Below are 16,100 nucleotides of genomic sequence, written 5' to 3' on the forward strand. Positions count from 1 at the left end.
GGCTCAGCGGGGCAGGCCGCGCAGGAACCGTTCGGCGATCGGCACCGAGGTGGCCCCGCTCGATCCGCCCTGCTCCACGAAGATGGCGAAGGCGATGTCGCCCTGCCAGCCCACGAACCAGGCGTGGGTGTTGGCCGGGTTGTCGTCGTACTCGGCGGTGCCGGTCTTTCCGTACACCGGCTTGCCCGGCACGTCGCGCAACATGGTCGCGGTGCCCTTGGTGACCACCTCACGCATCATCGTCCGCAGCGGCTCGACCGAGGTGGTCTTGAGCTGCGGGCCGGGCGGCGCGTTCAGGTCGGCCCCGGCGTCGGACAGCAGCCGCGGCTGGTGCCACCGACCCTTCGCCACTGCGGCGGTCGCGGCGGCCATGGCCAGCGGGCTGACCAGGGTGGTGCCCTGCCCGAACGAGGCGGCGGCGCGCTCGGCGGGGGAACCGCCGGTGGAGACCTTGCCGGTGAACGCCTCCGGCCCGACCTGCCAGTTACCCTCCAGGCCCAGGCTCCGACCGGCCTCGGCCAGCCCGTCGGCACCGAGTTTCGGGGCCAGCGCGGCGAAGGCGGTGTTACACGACTTGGCGAAGTCCGTCCGGAACGGCACGGTGCCGAGTTCGAACCAGTCGGAGTTCTTGAACGACCGACCGTCGACGGTGAACGTCTTCGGGCAGGCGACCGGGGTGTCGAGGCCCACCGCGCCCTGGTCGAGCAGGCCCAGGGTGCTGACCATCTTGAACGTCGAGCCGGGTGGCACCTGGGCGGTGAAGGCGAGGTTCTCGCCCCCGCCACCCGGACCGTTGGCGGCCGCGACGACCGCCCCGTCGCTGATCCGCATCGCCACCAGGGCGCTGCGCTGCGACGTACCCTTCAGGGCCGCGTCGGCGGCGTTCTGTGCCCGTACGTCGAGATTGGTCTTCAGCGGCGTTCCGGCCTGCGGCTCCTGGCGGAACACCTCGGCGACGGTCTCGGCTGGCGCGTCCCCGGACTGTCGGGTGACCGACACACTGACTCCCGGGATTCCGGCCAACTGCCGCTCGTAACGTCCCTGGAGTCCGCCGTGTCCGATCAGGTCGCCCACCGCGTAGCGGCCGGGATTCTTGTCGAGGTCGTCCTTCTGCACCGGGTCGACGGTGCCCAGCAGGGCCCGGGCGAACTCCCGGGTCGGTGCGAGTGAACGCTGCTCGTCCCGGAACTTCGTGCCGGGCAGGTCGTAGATGCGGGACTTGATCTGTAGGTACTGCGCCCGCCGCAGGCTGACGACGTCGACGAAGGCGTTCGTGTCGGCGCTCTTGATCCGGTCGGGGAGATCGCTCAGGTCGATCGGTGGGTCGAGCGCCGGCCGGACCGCCCGGAAGGCGCTGTTCAATTCCTTGACCAGCGCGGGGACGTCGGTCACCTCACCGGGCTGTACGCCGATCACGACGACCGGTTGTGGGCTGACGACCGGCTGTCCGGTGCCGTCGAGGATCGCGGCCCGCTGCGCGGGTGCCAGTCGCCGCACCGACAGGCGGGTGCCGTCGGTGAGTTGTTCCTGCACCATCCGAGGCTCCCACACCACCTGCCACTCGCCATCCTTGTCGGTGAGCCGTACGGAGGTGGGGTAGCTCCAGTGCTGTCCGCCGGGCAGGGTCCAGTCGATGGTTACCGGAACGATAGCTGTGTCCTTGGTCACCTTGGCGTCGCCGGCCCTGCTCAGCGCCGGTGGCGTCTCGGACAGATCGCCGGTGAGCGTCTTGATCTGCGCGTCGACCTCGGCCCCGCTGATCCGCTGACCTGCGGGGCCGACGAAGGAGAGGGAGGCGAGCCGACCATCTCGCCAGCCGGTGAGGAAGGAGTCCAACCGTTCCTCCGGGCGGTCACTGCCCGAACATCCGACCAGAGCGCCCGCGAGCAGCCCTAGTCCGGCGAGCGCGGCGACGGTCCGCTGCCCGGGTCGGCGATGGGAACGACAGAAAGGGTACGGCCGGCGCATCAGATGATCACCTTCCGTGGCGATCGGGGATGGGACGCCCCCGACGGTAGTACGTGACCGTTTCGGCGAGGGGTATGGTCGGCCCGTGCCACCGCGACAAGATCGCACACGGGCTGCCGAAACACGGCCCTGCACGGGTGTGATGACCTCCTCAGCCTGGGTACTCAGCGCCGCAGGGTCTGTCTCGCGTTTTCGCGATGGGTGGTACCGACGGAGTCCGGCTCCGGACGTCCGGTCGGCAGTTCGCCGACAAATCCAAGAACAGCTAGCACATAGGCTGGACAGGCCCACAACGAAGTGGGTTGAGGGGAGTGGCACCGATGGACCGGCGTCCGGCGACTAAACCGAGACCCGATCTCCGGCCGGGTACGAGCCGGGACGACGACTTCGACACGGCGACCGACAGCGACGGCGATGGTGCCGGCGTCACCGGACTCACCGGCGTCAGCGTCGACACGCTCTACGATCCGGCGCTACCCAGCGAGGCGCTGGGTGACGATGTGGATGACTCCGATCTCGACGAGCCGGTGCCGAACGCGGAACGACTCGTCGCTCAGGCCGTCGTGCTGGCCGGGGACGACCACGACGCGGCCACCCTGGTCGACCGGTTCTGGCGGTTCGCGCCGGACGAGGAACTGATCGGGTTCACCGCCGAGGAGATGCTGGTCGCCGCCCGGGACCACCGGGACCTGGCCCAGCAGCGGGTGCCCGGCGAGCTGAAGCTACGCATCCACGAGCCGGCCGCCGAGCAGCAGCACACCGTCATCGAGATCGTCACCGACGACATGCCGTTCCTGGTCGACTCGGTGACCGCCCTGCTCACCGCCCAGCACCTCGACGTCCACCTGCTGGTGCACCCACTGGTCGTGGTGCGCCGGGAGCCGTTGGGCAAGCTGATCGAGGTCGCCGCCGACGTCGAGCCCGACGACGCCATCGACGGCGACCTCGTCGAGAGCTGGATGCACATCGAGATCGATCCGGTCCGTGACCCGGAAGTCCGGGATCGGCTGCGCGCCGAGTTGCAGCGGGTCCTCACCGACGTACGCGAGGCGGTGGAGGACTGGCCGAAGATGCGCGAGCGGGCCCTCGCGCTCGCCGACGAGCTGGCCGCCGCCCGTACCTCGGACGCCCGGCCGCCGGTGCCGGAGAAGGACATCACCGACTCGGTGGAGCTGCTGCGCTGGCTTGCCCACGAACACTTCACCTTCCTCGGCTACCGGGAGTACCGACTGGCTGACGCCGACGCCGACGCCGACGCCGACGAGGCAGCTGGCGGCGCGGGCGACAAGGTGCTGGAGGCGGTGCTCGGCACCGGGCTGGGCATCCTGCGCCAGGATTCCACCCAACCCCGGGCGCTGTCGTCGATGACGCCGGAGGCGCACGACAAGGTGCTGGAGAAGCGCCTGCTGATCATCACGAAGGCGAACTCCCGGGCGACCGTGCACCGTTCCGCCTACCTGGACTACATCGGCTTCAAGATCTTCAACGAGGCCGGCGAGGTGGTCGGCGAGAAGCGCTTCCTGGGCCTGTTCTCCACCGCCGCCTACCGGACCAGTGTGCGTGAACTGCCGGTGGTCCGCCGTAAGGTCGCCGAGGTGATGGAACGCTCGGGCCTGAGCCCGCGCAGCCACTCCGGCAAGGACCTGCTCCAGATCCTGGAGACCTACCCCCGCGACGAGCTGTTCCAGATCAAGACCGACGACCTCTACCACGCGGTCGTCGGTGTGCTACGGATGGCCGGGCGTCGTCAGTTGCGGCTCTTCCTGCGCCGGGACGGCTACGGCCGGTTCATCTCCTGCCTGATCTACCTGCCCCGGGACCGGTTCACCACCCAGAACCGGCTGCGTATGCAGGAGATCCTGCTGCGCGAGCTGAACGGGGTCGGGGTCGACTACACCACCCGGGTCACCGAGTCGATGCTCGCCCGGGTCCACTTCATCGTCCGTACCGACCCGGGCAACCCGCCCGGTGAGGTGGACGCCGACGTGCTGGCCGAGCAGCTGGCCGAGGCGACCCGACTCTGGGACGACGACTACCGGCTGGTGCTCGAACGCAAGCTCGGCGACGAGCAGGCCAAGCACCTGTTCACCCGGTACGCCGACGCGTTCCCAGAGGGCTACAAGGACGGGCACACGCCGTACGAGGCGATGAAGGACCTGGCCAAGCTGGAGCTGCTGGAGGAGCCCGGCCAGCTGGAGATGCACCTGTTCCGCAAGCAGCACCCGGCCCGGGCGACCGCCAGCGGCTGGACCGCCCCGGAGCCGCCCGACGAGATGGACGTCCGGTTCAAGGTCTACCGGTACGGCGAGCCGATGGTGCTCTCCGCGGTGCTGCCGGTGCTGCACTCCCTCGGCGTGAGCGTGGTGGACGAGCACCCGTACGAGGTGGACCGGATCGACGGCCGGATCTACCTGTACGACTTCGGGCTGCAACTGCCCGAGGGGGCGCGGGAGCTGATCGAGGTACGGGCGCACGTGGAGAACGCCTTCTCCGCCACCTGGCGGGGCGAGGCGGAGATCGACGGCTTCAACGAGCTGGTGCTGCGGGCCGGGCTGACCTGGCGGCAGGTGGTGGTGCTGCGGGCGTACGCGAAGTACCTGAGGCAGGCCGGCACGGTCTTCTCCCAGGAATACATGGAGTCGACCTTCATCGCCTACCCCAACCTGGCCGCGCTGCTGGTGGAACTCTTCGAGGTGCGGTTCTCCCCGCTGCTGGAGTTGAGCACCGAGGAACGCAACCTGCGCAGCAAGGAGCTGGTGGCCACCGTCGGGCGGGAGCTGGACGAGGTGTCCAGCCTGGACCAGGACCGGATCCTGCGGTCCTACCTGACGCTGATCCAGGCCACCCTGCGGACCAGCTTCTACCAGCGCCGTACCGACGGGCGGCCCAAGCCGTACGTGGCGTTCAAGCTGGACCCGCAGGCGATCCCGGACCTGCCGGCACCCCGCCCGAAGTTCGAGATCTTCGTCTACTCGCCGCGCTTCGAGGGCGTGCACCTGCGGTACGGGCCGGTGGCCCGGGGCGGGTTGCGCTGGTCGGACCGGCGGGAGGACTTCCGTACCGAGGTGCTCGGCCTGGTCAAGGCGCAGATGGTGAAGAACGCCGTGATCGTGCCGGTGGGCGCCAAGGGCGGCTTCGTGCTCAAGCAGAAGCCGGGGGACCGGGACGAGGCGGTCGCCTGCTACCAGGAGTTCATCTCGGCGCTGCTGGACGTGACCGACAACCTGGTCGGCGGGCAGATCGTGCCGCCGCACGAGGTGGTCCGGCACGACGGTGACGACCCGTACCTGGTGGTGGCGGCGGACAAGGGCACCGCCAGCTTCTCCGACATCGCCAACGAGATCTCCACCTCGTACGGCTTCTGGCTGGGCGACGCGTTCGCCTCCGGCGGCTCGGCCGGCTACGACCACAAGAAGATGGGCATCACCGCCCGGGGCGCCTGGGAGTCGGTGAAGCGGCACTTCCGGGACATGGGCATCGACACCCAGACCCAGGACTTCACCGTGGTCGGGGTCGGTGACATGTCCGGTGACGTCTTCGGTAACGGGATGCTGCTCTCCGAGCACATCCGGCTGGTGGCCGCCTTCGACCACCGGCACATCTTCGTGGACCCGTCGCCGGACTCCGCACGTTCCTACGTGGAACGGAAGCGGCTCTTCGACACGGAGCGCTCCTCCTGGGCCGACTACGACCCGACGCTGATCTCCGAGGGCGGTGGCGTCTTCCCGCGTACCGCCAAGTCGATCCAGGTGTCGCCGCAGATACGGGCGGCGCTCGGCCTGGAGCCGGACGTCGAGTCGATCTCGCCGCAGGACCTGATGAAGGCGATCCTGATGGCGCCGGTCGACCTGTTCTGGAACGGCGGGATCGGCACCTACGTCAAGGCGTCCAGCGAGTCCAACGCCGAGGTCGGGGACAAGTCCAACGACGCGATCCGGATCAACGGCAAGGACCTGCGGGTCAAGGTGGTCGGCGAGGGCGGCAACCTGGGCTTCACCCAGGTGGGTCGGATCGAGTACGCCCTGGCGGGCGGCCGGATGAACACCGACTTCATCGACAACGCCGCCGGGGTGGACTGCTCCGACCACGAGGTCAACATCAAGATCCTGCTCGGCGCGGTGGTGGCCGACGGCGAGCTGACCGGCCCGGAGCGGGACACGCTGCTGGCGGAGATGACCGACGAGGTCGCCGAGCTGGTGCTGCGGGACAACTACGACCAGGCCCGAGCGATCGGCAACGCGATGGCGCAGGCCGGCTCGCTGCTGCCGGTGCACCGCCGGATGATCTCCGACCTGGAGCGCTCCGGCCAGCTCAACCGGGAGTTGGAAGCGCTCGCCTCGGACGAGGAGCTGGCGGCCCGCACCGAGACCGGGCTGACCGCGCCGGAGTTCGCGGTGCTGCTCGCGTACACGAAGATCGCCCTGGAGCGGGAGATCCTCGAAGACGGGCTGGCCGACGAGGAGTGGACGGCCGAGGTGCTGGCCAACTACTTCCCGACCCCGCTGCGGGAGCGGTACGCCGACCGGATGGCCGGTCACCGGTTGCGCCGGGACATCGTCACCACCGTCCTGGTGAACGAGGTGATCAACCGAGGCGGAATCTCGTTCATCTACCGGGTGGTCGAGGAGACCGCCGCCAGCGCGGCGGACGTGATCCGCGCCTACGTGGTGGTCCGCGACGTCTTCCGGCTCGGTGAGGTCTGGGAAGCCATCGAGGCGCTGGACAACAAGGTGCCCACGGACGTGCAGACGGCCGTCTACCTGGATGCCCGCCGGCTGCTCGACCGGGCGGTCCGTTGGCTGGTCACCAACAGGCGCTCGCCGCTGGACGTGCCGGGGGAGATCCGCCGACTGCGCGACGGCGTCTCCCAGCTCCTGCCGGACCTGGACCGGCTCTTCTACGGCAGCGAGCGGCAGGCGCTGGAGGCACACGTCGAACTGCTCCTTGGGCGTGGACTGCCCCGGGAACTGGCAGCACAGGCGACCCGCCTGATGTACAGCTTCGGCCTCCTCGACGTGGTGGAGACCGCGGCCGCGACGGGGCGCGACGTGAACGAGGTCGCCTCGGTCTACTTCGTGCTCTCCGACCGGTTCCGGGTCGACTCGCTGCTGTCGAAGATCTCGCTGCTGCCGCGGGAGGACCGCTGGCAGACCCTGGCCCGGATGGCGTTGCGTTACGACCTGTACGCGGCGCTGGCGGCGCTCACCGCCGAGGTGCTCGGCTCGACAGCCGACTCCGCGCCGGCGGAGGACCGGGTGCAGGAGTGGGAGCAGTCCAACGCCACGTCGGTTGGCCGGGCCCGTAAGGCGATGGGCGAGTTCGACGAGTCACGGGCGGATCTGGCCGCGTTGTCGGTGCTGCTGCGTCAGATCCGTACCCTGGTCCGGACGTCGGCGGCCAGCTGACCGCCGGTTGCACGCACGAGCCGGGGCCCGGATCTGATTCCGGGCCCCGGCTCTTTCCGTCCCGTCAGGGCACGAGGGTGGCGAACACGATGATGTTGTTGACGTAGCTGCGGGTCCGCTCGTCGAACTGTCCACCACAGGTCACCACCCGCAGGGCGGCCTTCTCCGTCGGACCGTAGACGAGTTCGGTGGGAAAGCCGGTCTTCGGGTACGACTCGACGGAATCGACCCTGAACTTCGCGATCGTGCGGTCCTTGCGGGTCACCTGGATCTTGTCTCCGGGTTGCAACGCCCCGAGGTGGAAGAAGACCGCGGGGCCGATCACGGCGGAGTCGACGTGCCCCACGATCACCGAGTTTCCGATCTCCCCGGGGCTCGGCCCCGGCTGGTACCAGCCGGCCAGTTGTGCCTGATCCAGCGGTGGGACCTGGATCGTGCCATCCGGGTTCACCCCCAACGACATGATCTTCGCGGCGACCCCGATCCGCGGGATCGTGATGTCGGTCGGTTCGGATCGGGCGAAGACGGTCGAGCCGGCGGGCAGAAGGTCGTTGCCCCCCTCGTCGCCAGCGTCGTCCAGCGACTGTTCATCGGTGACGTCAGGGTTGGAGGGCCCGGCCTCGGCGCGGGGCTGTGGAGGTCGTAGCGGCGGCGAGGCGTTCAGGGCGGCGCCGATGAAACCGGCGCCGAGCAGGGCCAGCAGGGCGATGAGCGCGACGCCGACGGCGCGCCACGATGATCCGTGACGGCCGTCGGCTCCACTCGTCGCCGGCTCAGGCCAGCGTGCCATCGGCCCGCCGCCGCCGCATCAGGACGATGCCACCGAGGGCTGCCGCCCCCAGCATGCCGGCACCGCTCGCAGCCAGACTGGTGTCGGTACCGCTGGCGCCACCGTCACCACCGTCGACCCAGCCACGTGGTGCGACGACCAGCTCACCCTCGCCGCACGAGCCCTTCAGCTCGTAGGTGCCCGGCTCGGCGTCCTCCGGGATCTCGACGGTGGCCCAGTACTTCCAGCCGTCCTCCTCGTGGCCCTGGTCACCGCTGCGGCGCTCTTCGCCGTTCTCGCTGTCGTGGCCGTTCTCGCCACGCCCGTTGTGCTCGTCCTTCTTGCCGTCCCAGCTGCGCTCCTCCTGGGCGGCTTCCTCGCCGTTCTCGTGCCCGTTGCCGTTCTCGCGCTTCTCGCCGTGCTCGCCGTTCGCGCCGTTCTCGCGCTTCTCGCCGCGCTCACCGTTTTCGCGCTTCTCGCCGTGCTCGCCGTTCGCGCCGTTCTCGCGCTTGGCGTCCTCGGCAGTCGGCTCGCCGTTCTCCTGCTTGGCGCCTCCGCCGGCGTTGCCGCCGTTCTCGGCCTCCTCGCGAGTCCAGCTCTTCTGGTCCTTCTCTTCCTTGCTGGCGTGCTCGCCCGTCTGGTCGTTCGAGCGACCGTTCTCGCCGGCCTTCTGGTCGTCCTTGCTCGCCTCTTCAGGCCGCTGACCGTTCTCGCCGTCCTTCTGGCCGTGCTCGTCCTTCTGGCCGTGCTCGTCCTTCTGGTCGCGCTCGTCCTTCTGGCCGTGCTCGTCCTTCTGGCCGTGCTCGTCCTTCTGGCCGTGCTCGTCCTTCTGGCCGTGCTCGTCCTTCTTGCGATCGCTCGCGGAGCCAGTGCTCTCCCCGTTGGCACCGTTGCTTTCGGCGTCGGTGCTTTCGGTTGAGTCGCCGTTCTCGTGAGCCTTCTTTTCCTTGTACTTCTTGTACTCTTCGTACTCTCTGTTCTCATGGCGCGAGTTCTCGTGCTCGCGACGCTCAGCGCCCTCTTCGCTCGCCTCCGACCGGTATTCGTCGTCGTTCTCGCGAGAGCCCTGCCAGTCGTGGCTCTTGGGCTTGAGCTTCACCTTGCCGGTGACCTTCGACCACACCCAGGCGTGTTCCTGGGGCGCGTCACAGACCTCGATGATGGTCAGTTCCTGCCCAGGCTTCGCCCAGTGCGGCTTCGTGTAGACGTGGCCGCCGTTGTCGCTTCCGTTCGTGCCGTTGGAGCCGCTATCCGCCAGCGCGATGCCAGGCGCGCAGACGAGCAGGGAGGCGCCACCGAGCGCCGCGCCAGCGACTACCTTGCCGAGGAACTTCTTAGACATGACTTACGTCACTTCCTTCCCCTGTTTCCCGTTGCCGCCACTGCGGCCGAGCCATGACTGACGCTAGCGGTTTCGCGAGCTTTGATCGGATTAATGCGGCAATTAGATGAAATAGCTCCGCGTCCGGCTTGCAGTGTGCTATCGGAGCAAACGACCGCTACCGGCGGCGGAGGGGTCAATCGCGCCTGCGGTGCGGAGCTGGGCAGGATGGGAAGAGTCGCCGCGGTGGTCCGGCTTGCGTGGGCAAACGGCCCTTCTTCACCGGATCGGGGTCTTCGCCGAGGGGTTGCCTTGGAAGCGCTCCCATGTAGAATTCAGACAGTGTTGGCGGGGCCACCACACGCAGTCGACGCCGAGGGCATCCGGATCTCCGGGCGGCGTCCGGCATCGGCCACCAGCTATGGCCGACCATCACATTCCGCCTGTCCGGGCCGGGCAGCACCGTCACCCGAGAGCAGCCTCAACCGATGCGACCGAGGGTCGCCGTCGATGAGGTTGCCGCGCCGGGCTCCGCCCCCGTGGACCCGGCTTGGCCCAAGGAGATCAGTGGCATGAAGCTATGGAGCAGATCGAGTAGCTCGTCTGGGCGGTACAAGGCGGCCGCCATAGCCGGGGCGAGCGGACTGGTGGCGGCCGGTCTCATCGGCCTCCCGGCCGGCATGGCCCACGCGGCGACGCAGTGCGACGTCGCCTACACGACCAACCAGTGGCCGGGCGGGTTCACCGCCAACATCACCATCAGGAACCTGGGAGACCCGATCAACGGGTGGACCCTCGGCTTCACCTTCGCCAACAGCAGCCAGCGGGTCCAGCAGGGCTGGTCGGCCACCTGGACCCAGACCGGCAGCCAGGTGGCCGCGCAGAACATGTCGTACAACGGATCGTTGGCCACCGGAGCTTCCACCAGTATCGGGTTCAACGGCGAATGGAGTGGCAGCAACCCCGCTCCGACCTCGTTCACCATCAATGGGGTCTCCTGCAACGGGGGGACCAACCCGACCACGCCGCCGCCCACGAGCACCCCACCGCCGACCACCACCCCACCGCCCGTCGGTGACCGGGTCGACAACCCGTACGTCGGCGCACGTGGCTACGTGAATCCAGAGTGGAAGGCGAAGGCGGACGCAGAGCCTGGCGGCAGCCGGATCTCCAACAATCCGACCGGCGTCTGGCTGGACCGGATCGCGGCGATCAACGGTGTGAACGGGGGGCGGGGTCTGCGGGGGCACCTGGACACGGCGCTGGCCCAGGGGGCCGGCTACATCCAGTTCGTGATCTACAACCTGCCCGGTCGAGACTGTGCCGCACTGGCGTCCAACGGTGAGTTGGGACCGACGGAGCTGCCCCGGTACAAGACCGAGTACATCGACCCGATCGCGGCGATCATGGCCGATCCGAAGTACCGCAACCTTCGGATCATCAACATCATCGAGATCGACTCACTACCCAACCTGGTCACCAATGTGACGCCTCGCCCGACCGCCACGCCCATGTGCGACACCATGAAGGCGAACGGCAACTACGTCAACGGTGTCGGCTACGCGCTGGCAAAGCTGGGCGCGTTGCCCAACACCTACAACTACATCGATGCCGGGCACCACGGCTGGATCGGCTGGGACGACAACTTCGGGGCCTCGGCGACCCTCTTCGCCCAGGCTGCCCGGGCATCCGGAAGCACCGTCGACAACGTGCACGGTTTCATCGCCAACACGGCCAACTACGGCATCCTGAAGGAGTCGTACTACACCATCGACAGTACGGTGAACGGCACCTCGGTACGCCAGTCGAAGTGGGTCGACTGGAACCGCTACGTCGACGAGCAGTCGTTCGCCCTGGCGTTCCGGCAGCAGCTGATCGCCGCCGGTTTCAACTCCAACGTCGGCATGCTGATCGACACGGGGCGTAACGGCTGGGGTGGCGCTGCTCGACCTACCGGTCCTGGCCCGCAGACCAATGTGGACACTTTTGTCGACGGTGGCCGCCTCGACCGGCGGATCCACCTCGGCAACTGGTGCAACCAGTCGGGTGCCGGCATCGGTGAGCGGCCCACGGCAGCGCCGGCTCCCGGCATCGACGCCTACGTCTGGATCAAGCCCCCGGGTGAGTCGGACGGTGCCAGCCGGGAGATCCCGAACGACGAGGGTAAGGGCTTCGACCGGATGTGCGACCCGACCTACCCCGGCAACCCGCGCAACAACAACAACATGAGCGGCGCGTTGGGCGATGCGCCGCTCTCCGGGCACTGGTTCTCCGCCCAGTTCCAGGAGCTGCTGCGCAACGCGTACCCGCCACTGTGAGCGGAACCATCGGTAATCGCTGAACGACAGCAGAAGCCCTGGTACGGCGTCCGCCGTACCAGGGCTTCTGGATCATGGAACAGTCTTCTCGATCGCTGCGGGTCCGTCCTGCTCCAGTTCGCGTCTGGCCCGCTCGACGCTGCGCGGGTCCGGATCCGCGCCCTGGGCTCGCGCCAGGTCCTCCGGCTCCCAGGGCTGCTCCGCTCCGGTACGGGCGACCCGTTGCTGCGGACCCTCCCGGCCCCGACCGGCCGGATCGCCGATCCACTCATCGGTCTCCGGAAAGTCCCCGGGTACCTCGCCAGGTTGCCCGAAATCGGGATTCTCGGGGCGAGTGGCGCCACCGGTGACGAACTGGGGGACAGTCGTCTCGTCGTCGACCGCCGCCGCCACCTCCGGAGTCTCCTCCAACGGCCGATCCAGGTCCGGATCACGCTGGGTCATACCTTCTGCCCTCCTGTCCGGTAACGGCGTTGCTCCTACCCGGTGGGCTACCCAGGATCGTCCGGTCCATGCCGAGCCAGCGGTCCGGGGTGACGTACCCGTGGACGGCATGGGCCACCAGCGATCCGCGGGGATGCGAGTCACCGGTTCAGCAACTGATCCAGCAGGTCACGGTGCCGTCGGATCGCCATCCGCAGCTCTTCGGTGTCCACCGAGTCGCCGTCCGATACCTGACCGATCTCGTCCTTGCGTGCGGCCAGGGCTGCGGTCAGCGAGTCGATCACCTCTTCGACCAGCTGGCGGGACTCGGCCACGCTGCCCTGCGGGTCGTCGACGAAGCGCAGTTGGATCTCGCGCCACCGGTCGTGGAAGCCCTGCCCGGCCGTCTCGGGGAGGAGGGTGAGGGCTGCCGGCCCGTCCGGCCGCGTCGGCCCACCCGACTCACGGTGCCGTGCCGACTCGTCGGTCTCTGCGGGCGTACCAGCGATGTGGGGTGACTCGTCGGACCGCGCCGTCACCGCCTTGGCCGGCGGCTGGTAGCGCGTCTGCGTCTGGAGCCGGTCCACCTCGTCGCGGTCGCCGCTGACGGTGCCGGCGGTGAGACCGTCGCCCTTGGCGACCATGTCCTTGTCCTGGTCGTCGCGCTGCACCGCACCGGTGCCGCCAGCCATGGCGGAGGCGGCCACCGCCCCACCGACAGTAGTGGCACCGAGCGCGCTCGGCTGTGGGGCGGGCTCGTGGAACTTGCCCCGATCCGGGTCATCGGCGAGCTGGTCGAGCCGGTCGGGGCGGTCGGGGCGTACGTCGCGGTCCGCGTGCTCGTCCTGCTCCCGGTGGGTCGGGGCGGTGCGCTCGGGGTCGGTCGACTCGACCCAGGCCGTGGTCTCCGCCTGTGTGGGGGTGGTTGCCCACGCCGACCGCCCAGCCGGGCGACCCGCCTGCGGTTCCGGTGTGTCGGACGATCTTGCCGAATCATCCGGATGGGGGTTGTCCTGGGCCAGATCCGTCTCGACGACGTCGGTACGGCGATTCAGCTGGTCCTGGTCTCGCATGGGGATCTCCTCACCGCGTCGTGACATGGGGGGTGTCCGGACGGTTCTCGTCCGCGTTGCTCCGGTGGTGCTGGTCCGGCGCTGTCGGTCGGGCCGGCTCCGCCTCCTGGTGGTGCCGTACCGGGTCTGCGCCGAGCAGGTCGGCGAAGAGTTCCCGGTAGTGCACGACGGCTTGGCGCAGATCTTCGGTGCTCGCCTCGCCGCGCTGGTTGCGTAGGTGGATGTCGTGCGCCTCGCGATAGCTGGTCAGTGTGCGGGCGTGCTCGACGGAGAGATGGGCGAGTTGGTCCGAGTAGTCTCCGGTCGGGTATCCCCGCTCGGAGATCAACCGGGTGACCAGGTCGTCAGCGGCACCCACCGCCTGGTCCGGAGCATCGATGAAGCGGGCCTGGATCTCCTCCCAGGCGGTGGCGTAGCGACGACGGGACTCGTCGGACAGCGGGGTGATGGTGAGCTCGGCGTGCCGACGCTCACGGTCGCGCAGTTCCTGCTCGGCGGCGGAGCGGCTGCTCTGCTCGGCGACGACCCGGTCGTATTCCGGGCCGAACCGGGAGCGCAGGGCGCGGCGGCGTGCCGACGACCAGACCACGATCCCGATGACCACGACGATGACGATGGCGAGAGCGGTGATGACTATCCCGGTAGGCGACATGTCTCCTCCTTCGCTGCCTGGTATTCCCGCTGAGCCCTGATCGCCAATCCCGATCCGGTGCACTTTCCGACTTCAACCTGTCGGCCCGTTTCAGCCGGTTAGTCCGCTCCGACCGGCTAGGTCCGTAAGTTGATCTCGGTAAAAACTTGACTCATTCCAGAAGACGCGCTTGGCTAGGGCGATGCCGATCGAATCCGACGCGGAACGCCTGCGGGCGGCTGGGTTGCGGGTCACCGCAGGTCGCCTCGCGGTGCTCGCGGCGATTCGCGGGCGACCACACCTGGATGCCGAGGCGATCACTCGTTCGGCGCGACGGCAGCTGGGTCGCCTCTCCGCTCAGGCGGTCTACGACACGTTGCACGCGTTGACCGACGCGGGCCTGGTCCGCCGGTTCCAGCCCGCTCGCGGGGCGGCCCGCTACGAGTTGCGTGTCGGTGGTGGCCACCACCACATGGTGTGTCGAAAGTGCGGATCGATTCGCGACGTCGGTCGGGTGGTCGGGCCGGCGTCATGCCTCGCGCCAGAGCGGACCCACGCCTTCCAGGTGGAGGAGATCGAGGTCACTTTTTGGGGGCACTGTCCCGGTTGTCAGGAAGATCAGCTATCAGGAGGAGACGAATGAGCGAGTCGCAGGCCAACAAGCCGCCGCTCACGACCCGCCAAGGTCACCCCGTGCACAACAACCAGCAGCAGCGCACCGTCGGCTCGCGTGGCCCGGCGACGCTGGAGAACTACCACTTCCTGGAGAAGATCAGCCATTTCGACCGGGAGCGGATTCCCGAGCGGGTGGTGCATGCCCGGGGCTTCGTCGCGCATGGCGAGTTCGAGGCGTACGGGACGATCGGAACCGGCGACGACGCGGTGCCGGCGTCCGTTTACACGAGAGCCAAGCTGTTCCAGACCAAGGGCAAGAGGACGCCGGTCACGATCCGCTTCTCCACCGTCATCGGTGGGCGGGACTCCTCCGAGGCAACTCGCGACCCTCGCGGCTTCGCGGTCAAGTTCCGTACCGAGGACGGTAACTGGGACCTGGTCGGCAACAACCTGCCGATCTTCTTCATCCGCGACGCGATCAAGTTCCCGGACGTGATCCATGCGCTGAAGCCGGACCCGGTCACCTTCCGTCAGGAGCCCAACCGGATCTTCGACTTCATGTCGAACACGCCCGAATCGATGCACATGCTGAGCTGGCTGTTCAGCCCGCGCGGCATCCCGGCCAACTACCGGACGCAGGACGGCTTCGGGGTCAACACCTACCGGATGGTCAATGCCGCCGGCGAGGGTGTGCTGGTCAAGTACCACTGGAAGTCGCGGCAGGGGATCGAGTCCCTGACCGAGGAGCAGGCGGCGGCGATCCAGGCCACCGAGCTGGGCCACGCCTCGAAGGACCTCTACGAGGCGATCGAGCGCGGCGAGTACCCCCAGTGGGAACTCAACGTCCAGATCATGAGCGACGACGAGCACCCCGAACTGGACTTCGACCCGCTGGACGACACCAAGACCTGGCCGGAGGACGTCTTCCCGCTGCGCCCGATCGGGATGATGACGCTGAACCGGAACGTCACCAACTTCCACAACGAGAACGAGCAGATCGCCTTCGGTACCGGCGTGCTCGTCGACGGGCTGGACTTCAGCGACGACAAGATGCTGGTCGGACGGACCTTCTCCTACTCGGACACCCAGCGTTACCGGGTCGGCCCGAACTACCTCCAGCTCCCGATCAACGCCCCGCGCGAGGACGTCCAGGTCAACACCAACCAGGACGGCGGCCAGATGGCGTACGGAGTGGACAACCGGGGAACCAACCCGCACATCAACTTCGAACCCTCCTCGGTGGCCGGGCTGCGGGAAGCCGACGAGTCCTACCGGGAGTACCGACCGCACGTCTCGGGGCAGATCATGCGAGCCCCGATCGAGCGGGAGAACAACTACGCCCAGGCGGGGGAGCGGTTCCGCACCATGCCCGACTGGGAGCGGGACGACCTTGTCAAGAATATGATCAACTTGCTGGGCCAGTGTGACAAGCACATCCAGGAGAAGATGGTCTGGCACTTCAGCCAGTGCGACGAGGCGTACGGCCAGCGGGTTGCCGATGGCCTCGGCCTGACGGTCAGCGGCGCAAGAGCCTGACGGTCACCGACCGAACAGATTGAGTCGATCAGGGCGTCCCC

At 68.3% G+C, this 16,100-nt stretch carries 10 protein-coding genes; 4 read left to right on the forward strand and 6 right to left on the reverse strand.

Annotation, left to right across the window (positions count from 1 at the left end; all coding sequences use genetic code 11):
- Positions 1 to 3 precede the first annotated feature (3 nt).
- Entirely contained in the window at positions 4 to 1,968 is a 1,965-nt protein-coding gene (locus FHR38_RS20370) for a penicillin-binding transpeptidase domain-containing protein (RefSeq protein ID WP_184536171.1), read from the reverse strand.
- 320 nt (positions 1,969 to 2,288) lie between these two features.
- Between FHR38_RS20370 and FHR38_RS20375 the strand changes: the two genes are divergently transcribed.
- Positions 2,289 to 7,373 carry an NAD-glutamate dehydrogenase gene (locus FHR38_RS20375; protein ID WP_184536172.1) on the forward strand — a complete coding sequence of 1,695 codons (5,085 nt, stop codon included), beginning with the start codon at positions 2,289 to 2,291 and terminating at the stop codon, positions 7,371 to 7,373.
- A 64-nt stretch (positions 7,374 to 7,437) separates the two neighbouring features.
- Here FHR38_RS20375 and FHR38_RS20380 read toward each other — a convergent pair whose 3' ends face one another.
- Together FHR38_RS20380 and FHR38_RS20385 are read right to left on the reverse strand one after the other, a co-directional pair.
- Positions 7,438 to 8,163 (reverse strand): class F sortase, encoded by a 726-nt coding sequence (locus FHR38_RS20380; protein ID WP_184536173.1) that lies wholly within the window; start codon positions 8,161 to 8,163, stop codon positions 7,438 to 7,440.
- Complete coding sequence (locus FHR38_RS20385; protein WP_184536174.1) at positions 8,147 to 9,484, reverse strand: putative sodium/potassium/calcium exchanger; 1,338 nt, start codon at positions 9,482 to 9,484, stop codon at positions 8,147 to 8,149. The genes FHR38_RS20380 and FHR38_RS20385 overlap by 17 nt, the downstream gene beginning before the upstream one ends.
- 551 nt (positions 9,485 to 10,035) lie before the next feature.
- Between FHR38_RS20385 and FHR38_RS20390 the strand changes: the two genes are divergently transcribed.
- Positions 10,036 to 11,781 carry a glycoside hydrolase family 6 protein gene (locus FHR38_RS20390; protein WP_184536175.1) on the forward strand — a complete coding sequence of 582 codons (1,746 nt, stop codon included), beginning with the start codon at positions 10,036 to 10,038 and terminating at the stop codon, positions 11,779 to 11,781.
- 72 nt (positions 11,782 to 11,853) lie between these two features.
- On the opposite strand, the gene FHR38_RS20395 is transcribed toward FHR38_RS20390, so the two are convergent.
- The 3 genes from FHR38_RS20395 to FHR38_RS20405 form a co-directional block, all read right to left on the reverse strand.
- Positions 11,854 to 12,225 (reverse strand): hypothetical protein, encoded by a 372-nt coding sequence (locus FHR38_RS20395; RefSeq protein WP_184536176.1) that lies wholly within the window; start codon positions 12,223 to 12,225, stop codon positions 11,854 to 11,856.
- 140 nt (positions 12,226 to 12,365) lie between these two features.
- Positions 12,366 to 13,277, reverse strand: coding sequence for a hypothetical protein (locus FHR38_RS20400; protein ID WP_184536177.1), 912 nt, complete (start codon positions 13,275 to 13,277; stop codon positions 12,366 to 12,368).
- 10 nt (positions 13,278 to 13,287) lie between these two features.
- Positions 13,288 to 13,929, reverse strand: a complete 642-nt coding sequence (locus FHR38_RS20405) for a hypothetical protein (protein ID WP_246446664.1) — start codon at positions 13,927 to 13,929, stop codon at positions 13,288 to 13,290.
- 181 nt (positions 13,930 to 14,110) lie between these two features.
- Between FHR38_RS20405 and FHR38_RS20410 the strand changes: the two genes are divergently transcribed.
- Positions 14,111 to 14,551 carry a Fur family transcriptional regulator gene (locus FHR38_RS20410; RefSeq protein WP_184536178.1) on the forward strand — a complete coding sequence of 147 codons (441 nt, stop codon included), beginning with the start codon at positions 14,111 to 14,113 and terminating at the stop codon, positions 14,549 to 14,551.
- On the forward strand, positions 14,548 to 16,059 hold the full coding sequence (locus tag FHR38_RS20415; RefSeq protein WP_184536179.1) for a catalase: 1,512 nt from the start codon (positions 14,548 to 14,550) through the stop codon (positions 16,057 to 16,059). Before FHR38_RS20410 ends, FHR38_RS20415 begins: the two co-directional genes overlap by 4 nt.
- The last annotated feature ends 41 nt before the right edge of the window (positions 16,060 to 16,100 follow it).

Origin of the sequence: Micromonospora polyrhachis (assembly GCF_014203835.1) — a bacterium.
Classification (GTDB): domain Bacteria; phylum Actinomycetota; class Actinomycetes; order Mycobacteriales; family Micromonosporaceae; genus Micromonospora_H; species Micromonospora_H polyrhachis.

Bases quoted from the DNA above. Each gene is read 5' to 3' on its own strand.
- FHR38_RS20370 (WP_184536171.1), bottom strand. From the start codon at position 1,968: ATGCGCCGGCCGTACCCTTTCTGTCGTTCCCATCGCCGACCCGGGCAG.
- FHR38_RS20375 (WP_184536172.1), top strand. From the start codon at position 2,289: ATGGACCGGCGTCCGGCGACTAAACCGAGACCCGATCTCCGGCCGGGT.
- FHR38_RS20380 (WP_184536173.1), bottom strand. From the start codon at position 8,163: ATGGCACGCTGGCCTGAGCCGGCGACGAGTGGAGCCGACGGCCGTCAC.
- FHR38_RS20385 (WP_184536174.1), bottom strand. From the start codon at position 9,484: ATGTCTAAGAAGTTCCTCGGCAAGGTAGTCGCTGGCGCGGCGCTCGGT.
- FHR38_RS20390 (WP_184536175.1), top strand. From the start codon at position 10,036: ATGAAGCTATGGAGCAGATCGAGTAGCTCGTCTGGGCGGTACAAGGCG.
- FHR38_RS20395 (WP_184536176.1), bottom strand. From the start codon at position 12,225: ATGACCCAGCGTGATCCGGACCTGGATCGGCCGTTGGAGGAGACTCCG.
- FHR38_RS20400 (WP_184536177.1), bottom strand. From the start codon at position 13,277: ATGCGAGACCAGGACCAGCTGAATCGCCGTACCGACGTCGTCGAGACG.
- FHR38_RS20405 (WP_246446664.1), bottom strand. From the start codon at position 13,929: ATGTCGCCTACCGGGATAGTCATCACCGCTCTCGCCATCGTCATCGTC.
- FHR38_RS20410 (WP_184536178.1), top strand. From the start codon at position 14,111: ATGCCGATCGAATCCGACGCGGAACGCCTGCGGGCGGCTGGGTTGCGG.
- FHR38_RS20415 (WP_184536179.1), top strand. From the start codon at position 14,548: ATGAGCGAGTCGCAGGCCAACAAGCCGCCGCTCACGACCCGCCAAGGT.